This is a genomic window from Arenibacter catalasegens, assembly GCF_002909235.1.
GTDB lineage: Bacteria > Bacteroidota > Bacteroidia > Flavobacteriales > Flavobacteriaceae > Arenibacter > Arenibacter catalasegens.
On record NZ_PHQQ01000020.1, the window covers coordinates 53,182 to 71,826 of the forward strand.

The following is an 18,645-nucleotide window of genomic DNA, read 5'->3' on the forward strand; positions in this document are numbered from 1 at the left end:
AAGATAATGCTTTCTTTCATTATTCGGTCAATGAAAGGGTTGACCTTCTTATTTTTAGATATTTATCCAATTAAACCTACTGGAATTAGTTTGTATTTATTTTTCAATCTTGTAAAGCTTAAATTTAATATCCTAAACCAAAAATAGTACTAACTTTTAACCTAAAACAAATGTCCTCATTTACCAGATTATCTAGGGCTTATAAGAATGCTAAAATGCTGCCATTTGATGATACTTCCAAAATTATTTTATTTAGTGACTGCCATAGGGGGGATAATAGTTTTGCAGATGAATTTGCGAATAATCGCAATATTTATTTCCATGCCTTGAGACATTATTTTAACGAAGGCTTTACTTACTGCGAATTGGGAGACGGAGATGAGCTATGGGAAAATCTTACCTTTGATTCCATTTTTACGGCCCATAAGAATGTTTATAAATTATTAAAGCAGTTCTATTTAGATAAGAGACTCCATATGATTTGGGGCAATCACGACATGGTGTATAAGGATCCGGAATATGTAAAGAAGAATTTATCTTCCTATTTTGAACCTATAGATGATTGTAATAAGGAACTGTTTGAAGATATTACCTATCACGAAGCCATAATTCTAAAACATAAACATAGTCGACAGGAGTTACTTTTGACCCATGGACACCAAGCGGATTGGTGGAACTATACCTTTTGGCGTTTTGGCAGATTCCTGGTGCGTATATTATGGAAACCATTACAGGTATGGGGCATTGCCGACCCTACCAGCCCTGCCAAAAATTACAAGGAACTCATTAAAATTGAAAGGCGCATAAAAAAATGGATTATGGCCAATAATGAAATATTGACGATTGTGGGTCATACGCATAGACCGCGTTTTCCTGACCCTGGAGATATCCCTTTTTTTAATGATGGCAGCTGCGTGCATCCACGGAGCATTACGGGAATTGAAATTCAAAAAGGGACTATCGCCCTAATTAAATGGGAAATAGCTACAAAGGATGACGGTACCTTGCAGATTGTGAGGGTTTTGTTGGAAGGGCCACAACAGTTGATCAGCTATAAGAATGCGAAATCCTAAATATAGGGACCTAATGAAATTGGCAATTTAAAACAAAGTAGTCCGTACTGCCTTAATTACTGCAGCCTAAAGGTAATAGGAATGGTGTACGGAACCTTTACCGCCCTGCCCCGTTGCTTTCCAGGTGTCATTTGGGGTAAAGCCGCTATAATACGGTTCGCTTCCTTTTCCAATAATTTGTCCGGTCCCCTTGTTCTGATATTTGTAATATAGCCGGTATTGTCAATAATGAATTGCACATACACCTTGCCTTCAATGCCCAATTCTACGGCTACATCAGGATAGGTAAACTGTTTTATGATATGCTCCTGAATTTTTTTCTGAAAGCATGCTTTCTGCGCCTCATTAGTGGTTTCCTTACATCCTGGAAAAACAGGGACATTTTCTATTACGGCAAAAGGTACTTCAATATCTTCCTCTTCTTCCACTAGGGCAATATCTTCCACTTTTAATGGTGCCTCTTCTACCACGGTCTCCTGATTTATTTCAGTACTTTGAATTACCGTTTCCTCAATTTCGGACACATCCTCTACAATCTCTATAATTTCAGGAGCTGCTGGAGGTGCAGGTGGGGGCGGTACGTTTAAGGCCTCGGTAACTGGTACCTTTTCTTCTAAATAATCTGTTATCGTAAGCTGCTCAATTGCCCTATTTTCCTTGGGGTACGTTTTTAATTCCAACGCCCTCCATACTAGAAAGAGTACTATTGTTAGGCCGATTACAAAGAAAAGTCCGCTTTTTTTGTTTAAATCTGCCCTAGGATATTTTTTTGGTTCCATGATACAGGATTTTAAACTTTAATTTATTAAGTAATTAAATCAATTCATATGATATATATCAGTTTATAAATAATTCTTTCAGTAAATTTAGGAACTTATTTAATCGATTAAACAAGCCATGAAATCAACCATTGTCGCCGAGCGACTTTATTCTCTCGATGCCCTTAGGGGTTTTGATATGTTCTGGATAATAGGAGCAGAGGAAATTTTTCATCACCTATCAGAAATAATGAATGCTCCATTTTGGAATATTTTATCAGGACAATTTCAACATCCGGCATGGCATGGTTTTGCTTTTTATGACCTGATCTTTCCGCTATTTCTTTTTCTGGCTGGAGTGGCAACACCCTATTCTATAGGGAAACAGTTGGAAAAGGGTGCGGACAGGAAAGCACTCTTGTATCGTGTTGTTAAAAGGGGCTTAATATTGGTTCTTTTAGGGGTTTTATATAATAACAGGCTGGAAATTAAGCCTTTGGAGGAAATTAGATTTGGAAGTGTTTTAGGGCGTATTGGTCTGGCATATATGTTTGCCAATATTATTTACCTATACTTTAAACAAAGAGGACAAATGATATGGTTTGTTTCACTTCTATTGGGTTATTGGTTTTTATTGTTGTTCAATTCAGCCCCAGGTTTTCCTATTGGCGATTTAAGTATGGAAGGCAATTTTGTGTCCTATTTAGATAGGTCCATTATTCCTGGAAGACTATATCTGGGCATTCATGACCCAGAAGGCTTGGTGGCTACCATTCCGGCAATATCTACGGCCCTCCTTGGAATTTTTGTAGGTAATTTATTAAGGGAAACACCTGCTGACAGGAAAAAAACTACGGCCATTAGGTTAGGAATTTTGGGTGTTCTTCTCCTTATTGTGGCGCAAATCTGGAATCTTGTTTTACCCTTTAACAAAAATCTATGGACCAGTTCGTTCGTATTGCAATGCGGGGGTATAAGTACGCTCTTAATGGCAGCCTTTTATTACTTAATAGATATTTTAGGGTATAAAAAATGGGCATTTTTCTTTAAGGTAATAGGTATGAATGCCATTTTGATTTATTTGTCAAAAGTTTTTATAGATTGGTCCTATACCACCAATGCCTTTTTTGCATGGTTGGGGCAATTGGTTGGCGACCCTTACAATGCAGTGGTGATGGTCTTTTGTTATCTCGCTGTTCAATGGGCCTTATTGTATGTTCTTTACAGACAAAAACTTTTTTTAAGGGTTTAATTCCTGTCTTGGATAGTAAGGGGTAAATGAGCAAAGCCCTCAATAAGTTTGTCCTGATTTGGGTTTTGGAAAATTAATCTCAGTAACCTCGACCCCCACAGTTTTAAACTGGGTATATTTTTGCTATTTTTATTAAAAACTAAGGATCTTGAAAAAATACAATATCAAAATATTATGGGTAGTTCTTGGTTTGGCACTTTTTTCTTGCAGGGACGGGGAAAAAGTAAAACCAATAAATACAGTTGCTGAACAACAGCACCATTATCTGGAGGAATATCGCCCACAATTTCATTTTTCGCCACCTGAAAAATGGATGAACGACCCAAATGGCTTGGTCTATAACAAAGGAATATACCATCTTTTTTATCAATATTACCCAGAAGATATTGTTTGGGGGCCTATGCATTGGGGGCATGCCACAAGTAAAGATATGGTTCATTGGGAAAATAAACCTATTGCTTTGTTTCCTGACGAACAAGGCTATATTTTTTCTGGAAGTGCGGTCATCGATACCGATAATTCCTCTGGGTTCGGAAGTGTGGATAATCCACCCTTAGTGGCCATATTCACCTATCATAAGGCTGAATGGGCAGAAGAAGGCCGAATCGACTTTCAGACCCAAGGTATTGCCTACAGTCTGGATAATGGGGATACTTGGGTTAAATATGAAGGCAATCCTGTCATAAAAAACGAAGGCATAAAGGATTTTAGAGATCCCAAGGTATTTTGGAACGATAAAGCCAATAATTGGACCATGCTATTGGTGGCAGGAGATCACCTCCAAATTTGGCAATCCCCCGACTTAAAAGATTGGGCTAAAGTGAGCGAATTTGGAAAGGATCAAGGGGCACATGGTGGTGTTTGGGAATGCCCAGATCTCTTTCCTTTGAAAGTAGAAGGTACAGATTTGGAAAAGTGGGTCCTCTTGATCAGTATTAATCCCGGGGCACCCAATGGGGGCAGCGGGACCCAGTATTTTATAGGTGATTTTGATGGTAAAACCTTTACAAGTGACCAAAAGGAGGATAGATGGATCGACTGGGGTAGGGATAATTATGCGGGGGTTACCTATAATAATACACCCAAGAAAGATCGAATTTTCATTGGTTGGATGAGTAATTGGGACTATGCCCAGGAGACGCCTACAGAAAAGTGGCGTAGTGCTATGACCTTGCCCAGAATATTGGCTTTACAACAAGTAAATGGCGCTTTTGAATTATTTAATTATCCTTTGCAAAGTGTTGAGAAATTGCGGGATCTAGGTACTTCACAAGATCTGTCAATAGATTCAAAATCGGATAAGTCCTTAACTTTTGACCATTTTAATAGCTCCGAAGTTAAATTTAAGACTAGCTCTCGAGCATTTATCCTAGACTTTAAAAATAGTTTGGGAGAGAATTTGAATTTGATTATGGATGCTGAAAATCAACAGTTTGTTTTGGACAGGTCACGATCTGGAAAAGTTTCTTTTGATGAAGATTTTATTAAAAATGTTCAGACCATGCCCCTGCCCAAGTTGCCAAATGGGGAATATGAAGTGCGAATACTAATGGATTGGTCCTCGGTAGAGATTTTCATATACGGGGGGCAATATGTGATGACCGCCCAAATCTTTCCCAGTGAACATTACAAGACCTTGGTAATTTCAAATCCAGATGATGCTAAATTAGAATTGGATGAATTTACAATTAGTCCCATCAAATCCATTTGGTAATTAAAAAATTATTTCAAACGCTATTCAAATAAAATAACTAATAGATGAAACGTCGATTATTTTTTAAAAATGCAGCTTCAGCATCAATTGGATTGGGATTAACCAAGTATTCCACAAATGAAACAGCTACAAATTCTTCTGAAAAGGCCATTCAGTTTTGTGTTACTGTGGAGGAAAATAAGCTTCAATTTTTTTCGGACGCTATTACGGAACCTATAAAGATCGTTCATATTGCCGATACCCATCTTTTTAGGGATGATGAACGCGGTGTTCCTTATAAAAAGTATAGTGGACGTATGGCAAAGGCCTACAACCAGACCAGACACTTTAAAACTGATGAATTAACCAATCCTGAACTAGCGTTTGAGGCGGCCTTGAATTTCGCGAAAGAGTCCCAGGCAGACTTAATTACCTTGATCGGTGATATTTTTAGTTTTCCATCGGAAGCGGCCATCGAGTGGGTACAGGCCAAGTTGAAAGAAGTGGATATCCCTTATGTTTATGTTGCCGGTAATCATGATTGGCATTATGAGGGAATGGAGGGTCCTCTGGAAGATTTAAGGGACAAATGGATCAATAAAAGACTACTGCCTTTGTATCAGGGCAATCATCCATTAATTGCGTCATATGAGGTAAAAGGAATCCGATTCTTGGCCATCGACAATTCTACCTATCAAATAAATGAGGATCAATTGGCCTTTTTTAAAAAACATGTTGCTAGCAATGTTCCGTTGGTTCTTTTGGTACATATACCCATGTACGCCCCAGGGAAATCCATTGGTTTTGGATGTGGCAATCCGGATTGGGGTGCTTCTTCCGATAGAAACTTTGAGTTGGAAGGGCGATTGAGGTGGCCAGAATCGGGACATTCGGAAACAACCTTTAATTTTCATAAGGCGGTGTTTTCTGCTCCAAATCTTATGGGTATATTTTCAGGACATATTCATCGATTTTCAATAGAATCACTAAAGGGGAAACCTCAAATAGTGAGCGATGACAATGCCAGTGGAGGATACTTGGATGTTAATTTTATGCCTTTGGAGCCCAAGGACCGGTCGCTGATTTTTTAGGGATCACAACATTGCAAATACTATTTTTAAATACACATTATAAATTAAAAAGTGAAAATGATTAGAACTTATTATCGATTGAACGTGAAAAATTATTCTATTAAGGTATTCCTGTGTTTGTCCTTGGTCTTCATGACCTTAGCCGCAAATGGGCAGACCAAGAAGTACGATATTGTTATATACGGTGGCACTTCCGCTGGAGTTGCGGCTGCGCTGCAAAGTAGTAGAATGGGGAAGTCCGTTGTACTTATAGAACCTACCGATCGCATTGGTGGATTGACCACTGGAGGCCTGGGCCAGACAGATATTGGCAATAAACAGGCCATAGGGGGAATTTCCAGGGAGTTCTATGAGAACATCAAAAAATATTACGATGATCCGGAAAATTGGAAATGGGAGAAAAGATCGGAGTATATCGATGGTGGCCAAACCCGTACGGAGGAGGGGGAGGCTACCATGTGGACCTTTGAACCTTCTGCCGCCCTTGCTGTATATAAGGATATGATGGACAAGGAGAAAATTAAAATGGTCTACAATGAAAGGTTGAACAGGGAATCCGGGGTAAAAAAAGTAAATGGGAAAATAGAGTCGATCACCATGGAAAGTGGCAAGACCTACAAGGGAAAGGTATTTCTGGACGCTACCTATGAGGGCGACCTAATGGCCTCGGCCGGGGTTTCCTATGCCGTGGGCAGGGAAAGTAACGAGGAATATGGGGAAACCTTGAACGGAGTGCAGGCCAATAGCATAAATAGGGCCTTGACGGGATTTGTTTCCAAAAATGCATTTAACCATAATTTAATCCCAGGGGTAGATCCCTATGTCAAAAAGGGCGATCCAGCATCCGGCCTATTGCCAAATGTGAATGAAAAACCGGGACTTGAAGGGGAAGGCGATAAAAAAATACAGGCCTATTGTTTTAGGATGTGCCTAACAGATCACCCTGAAAACCGAATTCCCTTCCAGAAACCCTCAAATTATGATGAGATCAACTATGAACTGTTGTTCCGGAACTATGAGGCAAGAAAAGGGACTATAAGGGATATGTATAGTTATAGCAATACGCTGTTACCCTGGATCAATTCCAGTATGCCCAATAGAAAAACGGATACGAACAACAAGTTTGGCTTTTCTACCGACTACATCGGCAGGAATTATGACTACCCCGAGGCCAGCTATGCGGAACGTGAAAAGATTATAGAGGACCATAGGAATTACCAAATGGGATTGATGTGGTCCTTGGCCAATCATCCAAGAATTCCTGAAGAGGTCCGTGAGGAAGCTTCCAAATGGGGTACTTCCAAAGATGAATTTGAAAGGGCCGACGGGTGGCAACAGCAACTCTATATTAGGGAAGCACGGAGAATGATCAGTGATTATGTAATGACCCAAAAAAATTGTGAGGCACTAATAGTGGCCGAGGATGCCATTGGTATGGCCGCCTATGGAATGGATTCGCATAATGTACAGCGTTATGTGGATGCCAATGGATATGTGCAGAACGAGGGCAATGTAGAGGCCCATGGCTTTAAGCCCTATCCCATAAGTTATAGATCTTTGGTCCCAAAAAAGGAGGAATGCAATAACCTTATTGTCCCTATCTGTGTTAGTTCAACGCACATTGCTTTTGGATCCATTCGCATGGAGCCGGTATTTATGGTCTTGGGACAATCTGCAGCCACAGCGGCAGCACTTGCCATAGATGGTAATATCAATGTACAAGATGTGCCTTACCCTATTTTAAAGGAGCAACTATTAAAAGATAGTCAAAGGTTAAAATAAATTACATTTTTTCTAAAAGAGCAATTTCAACAATCAAATAAAATGAAGCAAAAAAGGAAGACCATTAATTTAGCCCTTATCTTATTAGTATTAGCTGGGTTGATGTCCCTTACGGGCTGTAAACAATCCGAAGAGAAGAGTAACCCAGTAGCTACAGCCGATATTATTATTTATGGAGGTACTTCCGCTGCTGTATCCGCTGCGGTAGAAGCAAAACGCTCTGGAAAATCGGTCATTGTGGTGTCGCCCGATATTCATTTGGGCGGATTGTCCTCAGGAGGTTTGGGCTTTACAGATACAGGGGACAAGAGTGTTATTGGTGGGCTGGCCAGGGAGTTTTACCATAGGGTTTGGCAACATTACAACACGGACGATGCCTGGGTCTGGCAAAAAAAGGAGGAATACGGTAACAAAGGCCAGGGTACCCCTGCCATGGATGGTGAAAATAGGACCATGTGGATCTTTGAGCCACATGTAGCAGAAAACGTATTCGAAGATTTTGTTAGGGAAGAGCAGATCCGAGTAGATCGGGATGAATGGTTGGATAGGGAAAACGGAGTGCTTATGAAGGATGGCAATATTGTTTCCATTACCACCTTGTCGGGAAAGACATATTCTGGAAAAATGTTTTTGGACGTCACTTATGAGGGAGACCTTATGGCTTCGGCAGGCGTAAGCTATCATGTGGGAAGAGAAGGCAAGGAAGTATACGGCGAAGAATGGAATGGGGTACAGACGGGGGTCTTGCATCATAAACATTGGTTTCAATCGGACATTTCACCTTATGTAGTGCCGGGAGATCCCACTAGCGGTTTTTTGCCCAAGATATCAGAAGAAGATCCTGGGGAAAGGCACAGCGGTGACGATAAGATCCAAGCCTATTGCTTTAGGATGTGTATGAGCAATTATCCAGAAAATAGGATTCCCTTTCCCAAGCCCGAGGATTACGACCCCATGAATTACGAATTATTGGCAAGGTCCTTAGAAACAGGAAGGAAGGATTGGTTCGAAAAATTCGATCCCATACCAAACCATAAAACGGATACCAACAACCACGGTCCTTTCAGTAGTGATAATATTGGCATGAATTACGATTATCCGGAGGCCACCTATGAAAGAAGAAAAGAGATCATTAAGGAACACGAGAATTACCAAAAAGGATTGTTGTGGTTCGTAGCCAATGACCCTAGGGTTCCAGAGGATATACAGTCGGAAATGCAAAAATGGGGCTTGGCCAAGGATGAATTTACGGATAATGGCAACTGGCCACATCAGATCTATGTAAGGGAGGCAAGGCGGATGATAGGAGAGTTTGTTATGACCGAAAATGAATTGTTAAAAAAGAATCCGACGCCTAAACCCATAGGTTTGGGGTCCTATACCATGGATTCCCACAATGTGCAGCGTTATGTGAAACCGGATGGGTTTGTACAGAATGAAGGGGATATAGGGGTCAGCACCAATGGTCCTTATACTATTTCCTATGGATCTTTGGTGCCAAAGAAGGAAGAATGTAAGAACCTATTGGTTCCTGTTTGTGTTTCTTCCAGTCATATCGCTTTTGGATCTATGAGAATGGAACCCGTATTTATGATTTTGGGACAATCAGCTGCCGCTGCCGCGGTTCTGGCAATTGATGGAAAAACTAGTGTACAGGAAGTGGATTACGAGAAGTTAAAGGACGTTTTAGTGTCTAAGGAGCAAATTGTAGAGTAATACATGCCCCATATTTATTTGTAGGCAAAAATTTAATAATAAAATCTCCAACCTAAAGAAATAATAAAATGGCTTTTTTCAAATTATTTTCGAAGCGAATTTTCGTTTTCATCATTTTTACCATAGTGGGATATCCACTTGCGTCCCAAACCTCCAAAGGGGAAAAGGAGCAAGAAAAAATGTTGAATTATATTTTTGAAGGAGGAACGGAGGGTTATCAGTGTTTTCGAATTCCGGCGGTAGTAACATCAAAAAAAGGAACTTTATTAGCTTTTGCCGAGGGAAGAAAAAATGGCTGTAGCGATACAGGAAATATCGACTTGGTAATGAAGCGATCACAAGACGGTGGTAAAACATGGGGGCAATTGGAAGTGCTCTGGCACGATGGTGGTAATACCTGTGGAAATCCGTCACCTGTAATTGATCGGACTACGGGCAATATTTTTTTATTATCCACATGGAATTTAGGGGAAGACCATGAATCGGAAATAATCGCCCAAAAAAGTAAGGACACTCGCAGGGTATTTGTGTTAAAATCGGAAAATGATGGTAATAGTTGGAGTAGGCCCAAAGAAATTACCTCTGATATAAAATCACCTAACTGGACATGGTATGCCACTGGGCCTGGGTCGGGTATTCAAATACTTGGAGGTAAGTATAAGGATAGGTTGGTGATAGCCAGTGATCATATTGAAGCGGTAACCAAAAAGTATTATTCACATACTATTTACTCCGACGATCATGGAGAAACATGGGAGTTGGGAGGAAGCACCCCTAAGGATCAAGTTAATGAATGTGAAGTCGTTGAGCTCTCCGATCATAGCTTAATGTTGAACATGCGTAATTACGATCGAAATAGGAGTAGCCGTCAATTGGCCTATAGTGATGATGGGGGTGAATCTTGGAAAGAGATGCATCATCAAGAAACTTTGATAGAACCCATTTGTCAGGCCAGTACCTTGCGATTTCAGTTTAAGGAGCAGGTATATGTCCTTTTTGCGAATCCAGCGGATACTAAAAACAGAGTAAATATGACGCTAAGATTAAGTGAGGACGACGGTAAGACATGGCCTATTGAAAAGCAAATTTTCCAAGGTCCATCGGCCTACTCCGATTTAACCCCAATTGACCGGAAAAATATTGGTATATTATACGAAGGTGGACATAAAAATGCTTATCAAGGAATAATTTGGGAGTCTATGGGTATATCGGAACTCTTGCAAAAGCGAAAAAAGTTAGATTAAAACTTGGATCTTGTTAAAGAAATTCTCTAATAAGTGCCTCCAGTTACCATTAAAGGGAAGTTAGAAAAGGGTGTAAAAATAAAAAAGCCCTTGAAAATCAAGGGCTTTTAAGGTGGTGCCTCCAGGAATCGAACCAGGGACACATGGATTTTCAGTCCATTGCTCTACCAACTGAGCTAAGGCACCAAACGCTGTAAGCGGGTGCAAATATAATTTCAATTTTATGATATACAAACAAAAATGAAAAAAAAGGCCTTTGTTTTTTTATGTTTTTTGATCTTTGTAGTATGAACTTGATAGTAGATGTGGGTAATACCCTAGTGAAAATGGCGGTTTTCGATAATGAAAATATAATTTCATATCGTAAAATTCCTTCTGCAGATTTTGCAAAAAATGTAAAATCTATCTTTTCGGAGTATGTTCTTATTCAGAATGCCATTGTTTCCAATGTGGGCGGAATGAGCAATGAGGAAATTGCCATGTTATGTGTGTTTTGTAAGGTTCATGTTTTAAATCACGCCTCCAAAACCCCTTTTAAGAATTCTTATGCAACCCCCCAAACCCTTGGTGTAGATCGCATTGCGCTGGCAACAGCGGCTTTTTGCCACAACCCAAAAGGGAATACCTTGGTCATAGATGCCGGCACCTGTGTGACCTATGATGCCGTAAATGATTATGGAGAATATTTGGGAGGGGCCATTTCACCTGGTGTTGCCATGAGGTATAGGGCCATGCACGAGCAAACTTCCAAATTGCCATTGTTGAAAAAGAAACCTATTATCGATTTTATAGGAAACACCACTGAAACTAGTATGCACAGCGGTGTAGTTAATGGTCTTTGTAACGAAATAGACGGAATTATTGGCCAATATAAAAGTAGATTTGTCGATTTAACAGTTATTTTAACAGGAGGTGATGCGCAATTTTTGTCAAAACGATTAAAAAATACCATATTTGCGCATTCTAAATTTCTCCTGTTGGGGTTATATTATTTGTTAGAATACAACAAGCGCTAGATGATCAAAAATTTTATAATTGCAATATTATGCTTAACTTCGGTAGGCATATATGCTCAGAATAGTACTGCTTCTCCTTATTCTTATTTTGGTGTTGGCGATTTAAGGGCTACCGGCACGGTGGAGAATCAAATGATGGGTGGATTAAGTGTTTATACGGATAGTATTCACATTAATTTAAGTAATCCCGCAGCTTATAGTAAGTTGGGGCTAACAACCTACACGGCTGGACTATCACGTAAAGAGTACCGGTTTGCAAGTAATGTCGCCAATGAAAGCGCATCTATTTCAAATTTGGACTATTTATCGTTAGGATTTAACTTAGGCAAAGGCTTTGGTATGGGTTTTGGAATTATGCCTTATTCTTCTATAGGGTACAATTTTCAATCAGAAAGAACAAATGCCCAGGGATTAATCGCAGAATCGTTTAATGGTGAAGGAGGATTAAATAGGGTATATTTCTCTTTGGGCTATGAACTATTCAAAAACTTTAGTTTAGGGGTTACCAGTAATTTTAATTTTGGGAACCAGAAAACCAATAGTTTTCAGACTATTGAAGATGTACAGTTGGGTTCCTTCAATAGGATAGAATCCAGGATCAAGGGCTTCGATTTTAATTTTGGAGCCAGTTTTACGCCGACCATCACGGACAAACACACTCTTTTTACTAGTATAATAGTGAACACACAAGCTAATCTGGTTTCAGAAAACAAAAGGACTATTGGTTCTTTTTCAACTGTTAGTGGTAGGGATATAGAGGTACTGGAAGTAGATTTGGAAGCCCAAGGTTTGGCGCGAACCGGTGTACAGATTCCAACTACAGCCACTTTAGGTGTTGGTTATGGTCAAGATAGAAAATGGTTTTTAGGAGCGGAGTACAGTTTTCAGGAATTAAGTAGTTTTGAAAACGAACTTACGCCTTTCAGCAATTTGGAATATCAAAATGCTCAGACCTTTAGACTTGGTGGGTACTATATTCCAGATTACACTTCTTTTACAAGTTATTTGAAAAGGGCGACATATAGAGCTGGAGCAAAAGTCTCCAAATCGGGAATAGTGGTAGATAATAAGGAGATAAATGATTTTGGCATAACTTTTGGAATAGGTTTACCACTGGGACGTAATCTTTCTAATATTAACCTCGGTTTTGAACTTGGAAAAAGAGGAACCAAATATGGGGATCTAGTTGAGGAAAGTTATTTCAAAGTTAATCTGGGCCTATCTTTAAACGATAAATGGTTCATACCAAGAAAAATTAATTAAAAATTATTACTTTAACCACCTTAAAATAAACAGACAGATGAAAAAGAAACTCTATATCACTGCGATAGTCGCCATGGGATTTGTTGGTTTAGGGCATTCCCAAGCTCAAAATCCAGAGTGTATGACCAATCTTTCCATTTACACGGAGCATGTGAAAGTTAAGAATTATGAGGCTGCTTATACACCATGGAAAATGGTATACGAAAATTGTCCTACGTTAAATTGGGCCAATATTTTGTATGGTGAGCGAATTTTAAAAGATAGGTTGGAAAAATCAACCGGAGCTGAAAAAACGGCCAATATAAATGCTTTAATTGAATTATACGATAATAGGGCAAAGTACTTCCCCGCCAAGACAGACGTGGCAGAGACCATTATTGATAAGGTGTTGTTAAAGTATGATGAGAAAATAATATCCGATGAGGAAATCTATACTCAACTCGATAAAGCTTTTACAGAGGATAAAGCAAATTTTAAAAACCCAAAGGCATTGTATTTGTATTTCTCCAACTTAGTGGATCTTAATAGTGCTGGCAAAAGGGATATAGAGGAAGTATTTGAGAAATACGACAACGTTACCGAAAAGATTGATGAAGAAAATGAAAAACTTACAGAGGTAATTAATAAACTTCTTCCTAAAGAGGATGCTGGTACATTAACTTCCAAAGAGAAAAAGCAGTTGAGTTCTTATAATAGTTATTCTGAAAGCTATGGTAAGATTGCTGAAAGTATAGATAGTAAATTGGGTGTCTTGGCGAATTGTGAAAACTTAATTCCATTGTACCAAAAGAATTTTGATTCCAAGAAGGGAGATATTACTTGGATCAAGAGAGCAGTTGGAAGAATGTACAGTAAAGACTGTACTGAAGATCCAATGTTCAAAAAACTTTTTGAAGTACAGTTGGCCATGGAGCCTTCCGCCAGTGCTTATATGTATGGTGGGGCCCTTAAGAACAATGCTGGGGATACCAAAGGAGCACTTGAAGACTTCAATAAGGCACTTGAATTGGAAAAAGATGCCAAAAAGAAATCCAATATTGCATATAAAATTGCCACAAGCTATAGAAGAGGTAGTAAGTCTACCGCTAGGAGCTATGCCCAAAAGGCAATAGATGCCAATCCTTCCAATGGTAAGGCTTATTTATTGATTGCCAGTTTGTATGCAGGCAGTGCCAATGAATGTGGTAGTACTCCATTCGAAAAAAGGGCGATATATTGGAAAGCTGCAGACATGGCCCGTCAGGCAGGTCGTGTGGATCCCGCTTTAGGTAGTAGGGCAGGTCAGGCAGCGGCAAGTTATAACGCAAAAGCGCCATCCAAAACAGATATATTTAATTCTGGTATGGCTGGTAAAACAGTAAGTTTTTCATGTTGGGTAGGTGGTAGTGTAAAAGTGCCCAACCTATAAGATGATAAAAAAGGTTTTATATAATTTAAGGAGCATTGCCATAGTATTTTCTATGGCAATGCTTTTTTATTCTTGTGCCGATAATTACGAAAGAGTTGGGGATGAAGCTATTAAAAAGATGTTTCCAAGTGCGGTGGCGGAGGATTTTACCTTAACGTATACTGAGACGGATGAACTTGAAAAAAATGAAGGTGTAGTTTCTGCGCATGTGATAGCCGTATTAACAGGTCCCATTTGCAATGATTTTACCACCTTGGCTTTTCCTCATTACACCTTTCCTGATGGACTCATGGTAGAGTTTTTTGATGATAAGGGAGAAAAAAGTACGGTTACCGCAGATTATGGAATTATTTATTCCAGTACTAATTTAATAGATTTGCAAGGCAATGTGGTTATAGAAACCAGCGATGGCAAAATGTTGGAGGCTCCACAATTATATTGGGATAGAAACAATGATTGGATTTTTACACAACAGAAATTTAAATATACCAATCCAGAAGAAGGAACAATAATGGATGGTGAAGGGATGGATTTTAATAGGGATTTTAGTTTTTTTAATGCTAATAAGACCTATGGTTATATGAGTATAAAAGAAAAGAAGATAGAAGAATGATCAAGATATTAAGATATACCGAATACCTTTATTTAGCAGTGGCCGTAGTATCGGCTTTTGAAATTTATGAACAATGGAACATAGATAGACAACGAGCCTATTTGTTTGTCTTCTTTGGTATCGTTTCTATTGGTATGTTCATTTTTAAAAAGACCTATAGGAAGAGGTTTGAAGCACGTCAAAAAAACAACAAACAATAATTTTGGAGGCATCTATTGTCATTATCATTGTTATTTCATTACTGTTTTCCGCTTTTTTTTCGGGAATGGAAATTGCCTTTATTTCTGCGAATAAAATTCACATAGAAATAGAAAAAAAGCAAGATGGATTTCTACCCAAAGTATTGGCGCGTCTTACTAAAAAACCGTCCAAGTTTATTGCTACCATGCTTATTGGGAATAATATAGCCTTGGTGGTTTACGGGCTTTTTATGGGGGAACTGCTGATGAATCTGTTTGCAGGTATCCAGGCTTCCCCTGGTGGCTTCTTAAGCCTGATGCTTACCGATTTTAGCTTGGTGACCCAAACGGTTATTTCTACCCTGATCATATTGTTGACCGCAGAGTTTTTGCCCAAAGTATTATTTCAGATTTACAGCAATACAATGTTAAGGTTGTTGGCAATTCCGGCTTATCTTTTCTATGTATTGTTTTCTGTGATTTCGGATTTTATTATTTGGATTTCGGATATAATTCTTAAAGTTCTCTTTAAAACAGATGGTGATGAGGTGCAATTGGCCTTTAGTAAAATAGAATTGGGAGATTATATTACCGAGCAGATGGAAGCAGTTGAAAGGGAGGATGTGGTGGATTCTGAGATACAAATTTTCCAAAATGCGCTGGAGTTTTCAGGTGTTAAGGCAAGGGAGGTAATGGTGCCCAGAACTGAGATTGCAGCGGTAGAAATTCATGAAACCCCTAAACATCTGGCAAAGCTTTTTACGGATACAGGGTATTCTAAAATTTTGGTATTTAAAGATACCATAGACAATATTATTGGATACGTACATTCCTATGAGCTTTTTAAAAAACCCAAGACTATAAAGACTATCCTGCTTCCGGTAGAATTTGTTCCGGAAACGATGCTCATAAATGACATACTTAATATTTTAACCAAAAAGAGGAAAAGTATTGCCGTTGTTTTAGACGAGTATGGTGGTACTTCTGGCGTTATGACGGTAGAGGATATAGTTGAGGTGCTTTTTGGAGACATAGAGGATGAACACGATACCACTGACCTGTTTGAGGAGCAGATAAATCAAAATACTTTTAAGTTTTCGGGTAGATTGGAAGTGGATTATGTTAATGAACAATATAAATTGGACTTGCCTGAAAGTGATGAATACGAAACTTTGGGTGGTTTGATCATTAATGAGACCGGGGAAATCCCAGAGAAAGATTCAGAAATTAAGATAGGTAATTTTCTTTTTGTGGTTTTAGAGGTTTCCAGTAATAAAATTGATATGGTGTCCTTGGTTGTGCTAGATAATGAATAGGCATTTTAGGTATATTTATTGATATTTTTTAGTTTTTATTATTTCAAAAGAAAGTAGTAATTTCGCCTCCCGATAGTAACAGGATAAATTTAAACAGTTTACATAATGGCAATTTTAGAGAATATAAGGAAACGAACTACCGTTTTAATTTTAATCATTGGTTTGGCTTTGTTTGCATTCGTAATTTCAGGAGTGTTCAGCAGCAATGAATTGGGTGGTGGAAAGGTTGGTTCTTCCGTGGCAGAGATTAATGGGGATGAAATTTCCATAGATCAATTTAGAAGGAATGTGGAGGCTTATTCTAGAATGGCTGGTCCTACCGCCTCTTCTATGCAATTGGTAAATCAGGTTTGGGATAGGGAAGTCCGGAATACGATCCTGAATCAGCAGTTTGAGGATTTGGGGATAGAAATAGAACAAGATCAAATAATAAACTACATAAAAACGATTCCTTCTTATGTTCAAAACCCAGAATTTCACAATGCAAGTGGTGTTTTTGATGATAATAAGTTTAGGGAGGCTGTGGCCGATTGGAAGGCAAACAACCCTAGCCGATATGCGCTATGGCTTCAGGATGAGCAAGCTATTATTCAAAATGCAAAGGAACAAACCTATTTTAACCTTATAAGGGCAGGTGTAGGTTCTACCTTGAAAGAGGGGGAATTGGATTATAAATTAGCCAATGACAAAGTCGACATTAAATATGTTCGGTTGCCTTTTTCTTCAGTCTCAGATTCTACTATAGCTGTTTCGAAGAAAGAAATTGAGACCTATATAAATAATCATAAAAAGGATTACAAGCAAGATAGGTCAAGGGATATTCAATTTGTTTATTTCGAAGAAAAGGCCTCTTTGAAAGATGAGAACGCCGTAAAGGAAGAAATTGCAAATCTTTTACAGGACCGTGTTGAGTACAATGCTCAAAAGGATGTTAATGACACCCTAAAGGGTTTTAGTCATACCAATGATATGACAGCCTTTTTAGATAGAAATTCAGATATAAAATTCGACACCATTTTTAAGGCGAAAAAAGACTTGCCCGTGAAATTTGCAGATACCCTTATGACTTTGGGAAAAGGAAGTATGTTCGGACCATATCGTGATGGAGATTTCTTTAAGGTTTCCAAACTGATGGATAGAAAAGTAAATGGTGCCGTAAAATCCAGTCATATATTAATTTCTTATGTAGGTGCCCAACGTGCCAATCCAGAAGTTACCCTAACCAAGGAGGAAGCTGAGAAAAAAGCCAAGGAATTGTTGGTCGAGGCAAAACAAAAAGCGACAGTTTTTGCTGAATTGGCCAGAGATAATTCAGACGGGCCTTCGGCGCCTAAAGGTGGTGACCTTGGATATAATCAAGAAGGGGTAATGGTAGCGCCTTTTAACGATTTTACATTTAATAATCCAGTAGGGGCCATAGGTTTGGTTGAGACAGATTTTGGATTCCATATTGTTAAGATAGATGACAAGCAGGATATTGTTCAATTGGCCACATTGGCGAGAGAAATAGAGCCTTCTGAAGAAACTATCAATACTTTATTTACAGAGGCTACCAAGTTTGAAATGGAAACTACGACAGATAAAGACTTTACGTCATCTGCCAAGGAAAATAATTTTGTGGTAAGACCGGTTAACAAGGTTAAGGAGATGGATGAAAATCTTCCTGGACTTTCTGCTCAACGCGCTATTGTTCAGTGGGCTTTTAAGGAAGAAACTAAATTGGGTGAGGTTAAAAGGTTTAACATAAACAATGGCTATGCAGTAGTGCAATTAACTGCTAAATATGCTGAAGGACTTATGACTGCTGAAGATGCATCGGCTATAGCGCTTCCAAAAATAAGGAAGGAAAGAAAAGCGACTAAGATCATAGAGGCCAATAAAGGCAAATCTATGGATGATTTTGCCAAGGATAATAATGTTATAGCCTCTACGGCTTCTGCATTGACCATGAAATCTCCTATCATCCCAGGTGCTGGGTCGGAAGCCTTTGTTGTTGGTACAGCATTTGCCATGGAGCAGGGAGCTACATCAGAGTTGATCGCAGGTGAGAGCGGGGTGTATATGGTAACCGTAACCAAAAAAGAAGACGCTCCAAAACTGGATAACTATAGTACTTATGCCAATAGTCTACAGGCTTCAGCTGCAGGTCAGGTAAACTTCTCTGTATACAATGCATTAAAAGAGGCTTCTACTATAGAGGACAAAAGAGCAACATTTTATTAGTAGCATATAAGTTCACTA

Annotated in this window: 15 protein-coding genes and 1 tRNA gene; 14 read left to right on the forward strand and 2 right to left on the reverse strand. The window is 39.0% G+C overall.

What is annotated here, in order from left to right; all coding sequences use genetic code 11:
* Positions 1–170 precede the first annotated feature (170 nt).
* A complete protein-coding gene (locus CWD90_RS15200; protein ID WP_103476937.1) occupies positions 171–1,073 on the forward strand; it encodes a metallophosphoesterase in 903 nt (300 codons plus the stop codon).
* 56 nt (positions 1,074–1,129) lie between these two features.
* On the opposite strand, the gene CWD90_RS15205 is transcribed toward CWD90_RS15200, so the two are convergent.
* Complete coding sequence (locus CWD90_RS15205) at positions 1,130–1,852, reverse strand: energy transducer TonB (protein WP_103476938.1); 723 nt, start codon at positions 1,850–1,852, stop codon at positions 1,130–1,132.
* 118 nt (positions 1,853–1,970) lie between these two features.
* Between CWD90_RS15205 and CWD90_RS15210 the strand changes: the two genes are divergently transcribed.
* The 6 genes from CWD90_RS15210 to CWD90_RS15235 all read left to right on the forward strand — a co-directional run bounded on the left by CWD90_RS15210 (position 1,971) and on the right by CWD90_RS15235 (position 10,609).
* Positions 1,971–3,083: an acyltransferase family protein gene (locus CWD90_RS15210; protein ID WP_103476939.1), complete on the forward strand. Its 1,113-nt coding sequence runs from the start codon at positions 1,971–1,973 to the stop codon at positions 3,081–3,083.
* Between the two features lie 148 nt (positions 3,084–3,231).
* Positions 3,232–4,797, forward strand: coding sequence for a glycoside hydrolase family 32 protein (locus tag CWD90_RS15215; RefSeq protein WP_239986532.1), 1,566 nt, complete (start codon positions 3,232–3,234; stop codon positions 4,795–4,797).
* 44 nt (positions 4,798–4,841) lie between these two features.
* On the forward strand, positions 4,842–5,867 hold the full coding sequence (locus CWD90_RS15220) for a metallophosphoesterase family protein (RefSeq protein ID WP_103476940.1): 1,026 nt from the start codon (positions 4,842–4,844) through the stop codon (positions 5,865–5,867).
* A gap of 57 nt (positions 5,868–5,924) precedes the next feature.
* Positions 5,925–7,649, forward strand: coding sequence for an FAD-dependent oxidoreductase (locus tag CWD90_RS15225; protein WP_239986533.1), 1,725 nt, complete (start codon positions 5,925–5,927; stop codon positions 7,647–7,649).
* A gap of 42 nt (positions 7,650–7,691) precedes the next feature.
* The gene (locus tag CWD90_RS15230; RefSeq protein ID WP_103476942.1) at positions 7,692–9,365 is read left to right on the forward strand and encodes an FAD-dependent oxidoreductase; all 1,674 of its coding nucleotides are present in this window, start codon (positions 7,692–7,694) and stop codon (positions 9,363–9,365) included.
* A 68-nt stretch (positions 9,366–9,433) separates the two neighbouring features.
* On the forward strand, positions 9,434–10,609 hold the full coding sequence (locus CWD90_RS15235; RefSeq protein WP_205161259.1) for a sialidase family protein: 1,176 nt from the start codon (positions 9,434–9,436) through the stop codon (positions 10,607–10,609).
* A gap of 113 nt (positions 10,610–10,722) precedes the next feature.
* On the opposite strand, the gene CWD90_RS15240 is transcribed toward CWD90_RS15235, so the two are convergent.
* A tRNA-Phe gene (locus tag CWD90_RS15240) sits at positions 10,723–10,795 on the reverse strand.
* A 101-nt stretch (positions 10,796–10,896) separates the two neighbouring features.
* Between CWD90_RS15240 and CWD90_RS15245 the strand changes: the two genes are divergently transcribed.
* From CWD90_RS15245 to CWD90_RS15275, 7 genes are all read left to right on the forward strand, one after another.
* The gene (locus CWD90_RS15245) at positions 10,897–11,625 is read left to right on the forward strand and encodes a type III pantothenate kinase (RefSeq protein ID WP_103476943.1); all 729 of its coding nucleotides are present in this window, start codon (positions 10,897–10,899) and stop codon (positions 11,623–11,625) included.
* Positions 11,626–12,888 carry a hypothetical protein gene (locus CWD90_RS15250; protein ID WP_103476944.1) on the forward strand — a complete coding sequence of 421 codons (1,263 nt, stop codon included), beginning with the start codon at positions 11,626–11,628 and terminating at the stop codon, positions 12,886–12,888.
* Positions 12,889–12,925: 37 nt separating this feature from the next.
* The gene (locus tag CWD90_RS15255) at positions 12,926–14,296 is read left to right on the forward strand and encodes a hypothetical protein (RefSeq protein WP_103476945.1); all 1,371 of its coding nucleotides are present in this window, start codon (positions 12,926–12,928) and stop codon (positions 14,294–14,296) included.
* Between the two features lies 1 nt (position 14,297).
* On the forward strand, positions 14,298–14,909 hold the full coding sequence (gene lptC / locus CWD90_RS15260) for an LPS export ABC transporter periplasmic protein LptC (protein ID WP_103476946.1): 612 nt from the start codon (positions 14,298–14,300) through the stop codon (positions 14,907–14,909).
* Complete coding sequence (locus CWD90_RS15265) at positions 14,906–15,109, forward strand: hypothetical protein (protein ID WP_103476947.1); 204 nt, start codon at positions 14,906–14,908, stop codon at positions 15,107–15,109. Before lptC ends, CWD90_RS15265 begins: the two co-directional genes overlap by 4 nt.
* The gene (locus CWD90_RS15270) at positions 15,109–16,404 is read left to right on the forward strand and encodes a hemolysin family protein (protein WP_394335824.1); all 1,296 of its coding nucleotides are present in this window, start codon (positions 15,109–15,111) and stop codon (positions 16,402–16,404) included. Before CWD90_RS15265 ends, CWD90_RS15270 begins: the two co-directional genes overlap by 1 nt.
* Before the next feature lie 105 nt (positions 16,405–16,509).
* Complete coding sequence (locus CWD90_RS15275) at positions 16,510–18,627, forward strand: peptidylprolyl isomerase (protein WP_103476949.1); 2,118 nt, start codon at positions 16,510–16,512, stop codon at positions 18,625–18,627.
* Positions 18,628–18,645 lie beyond the last annotated feature (18 nt).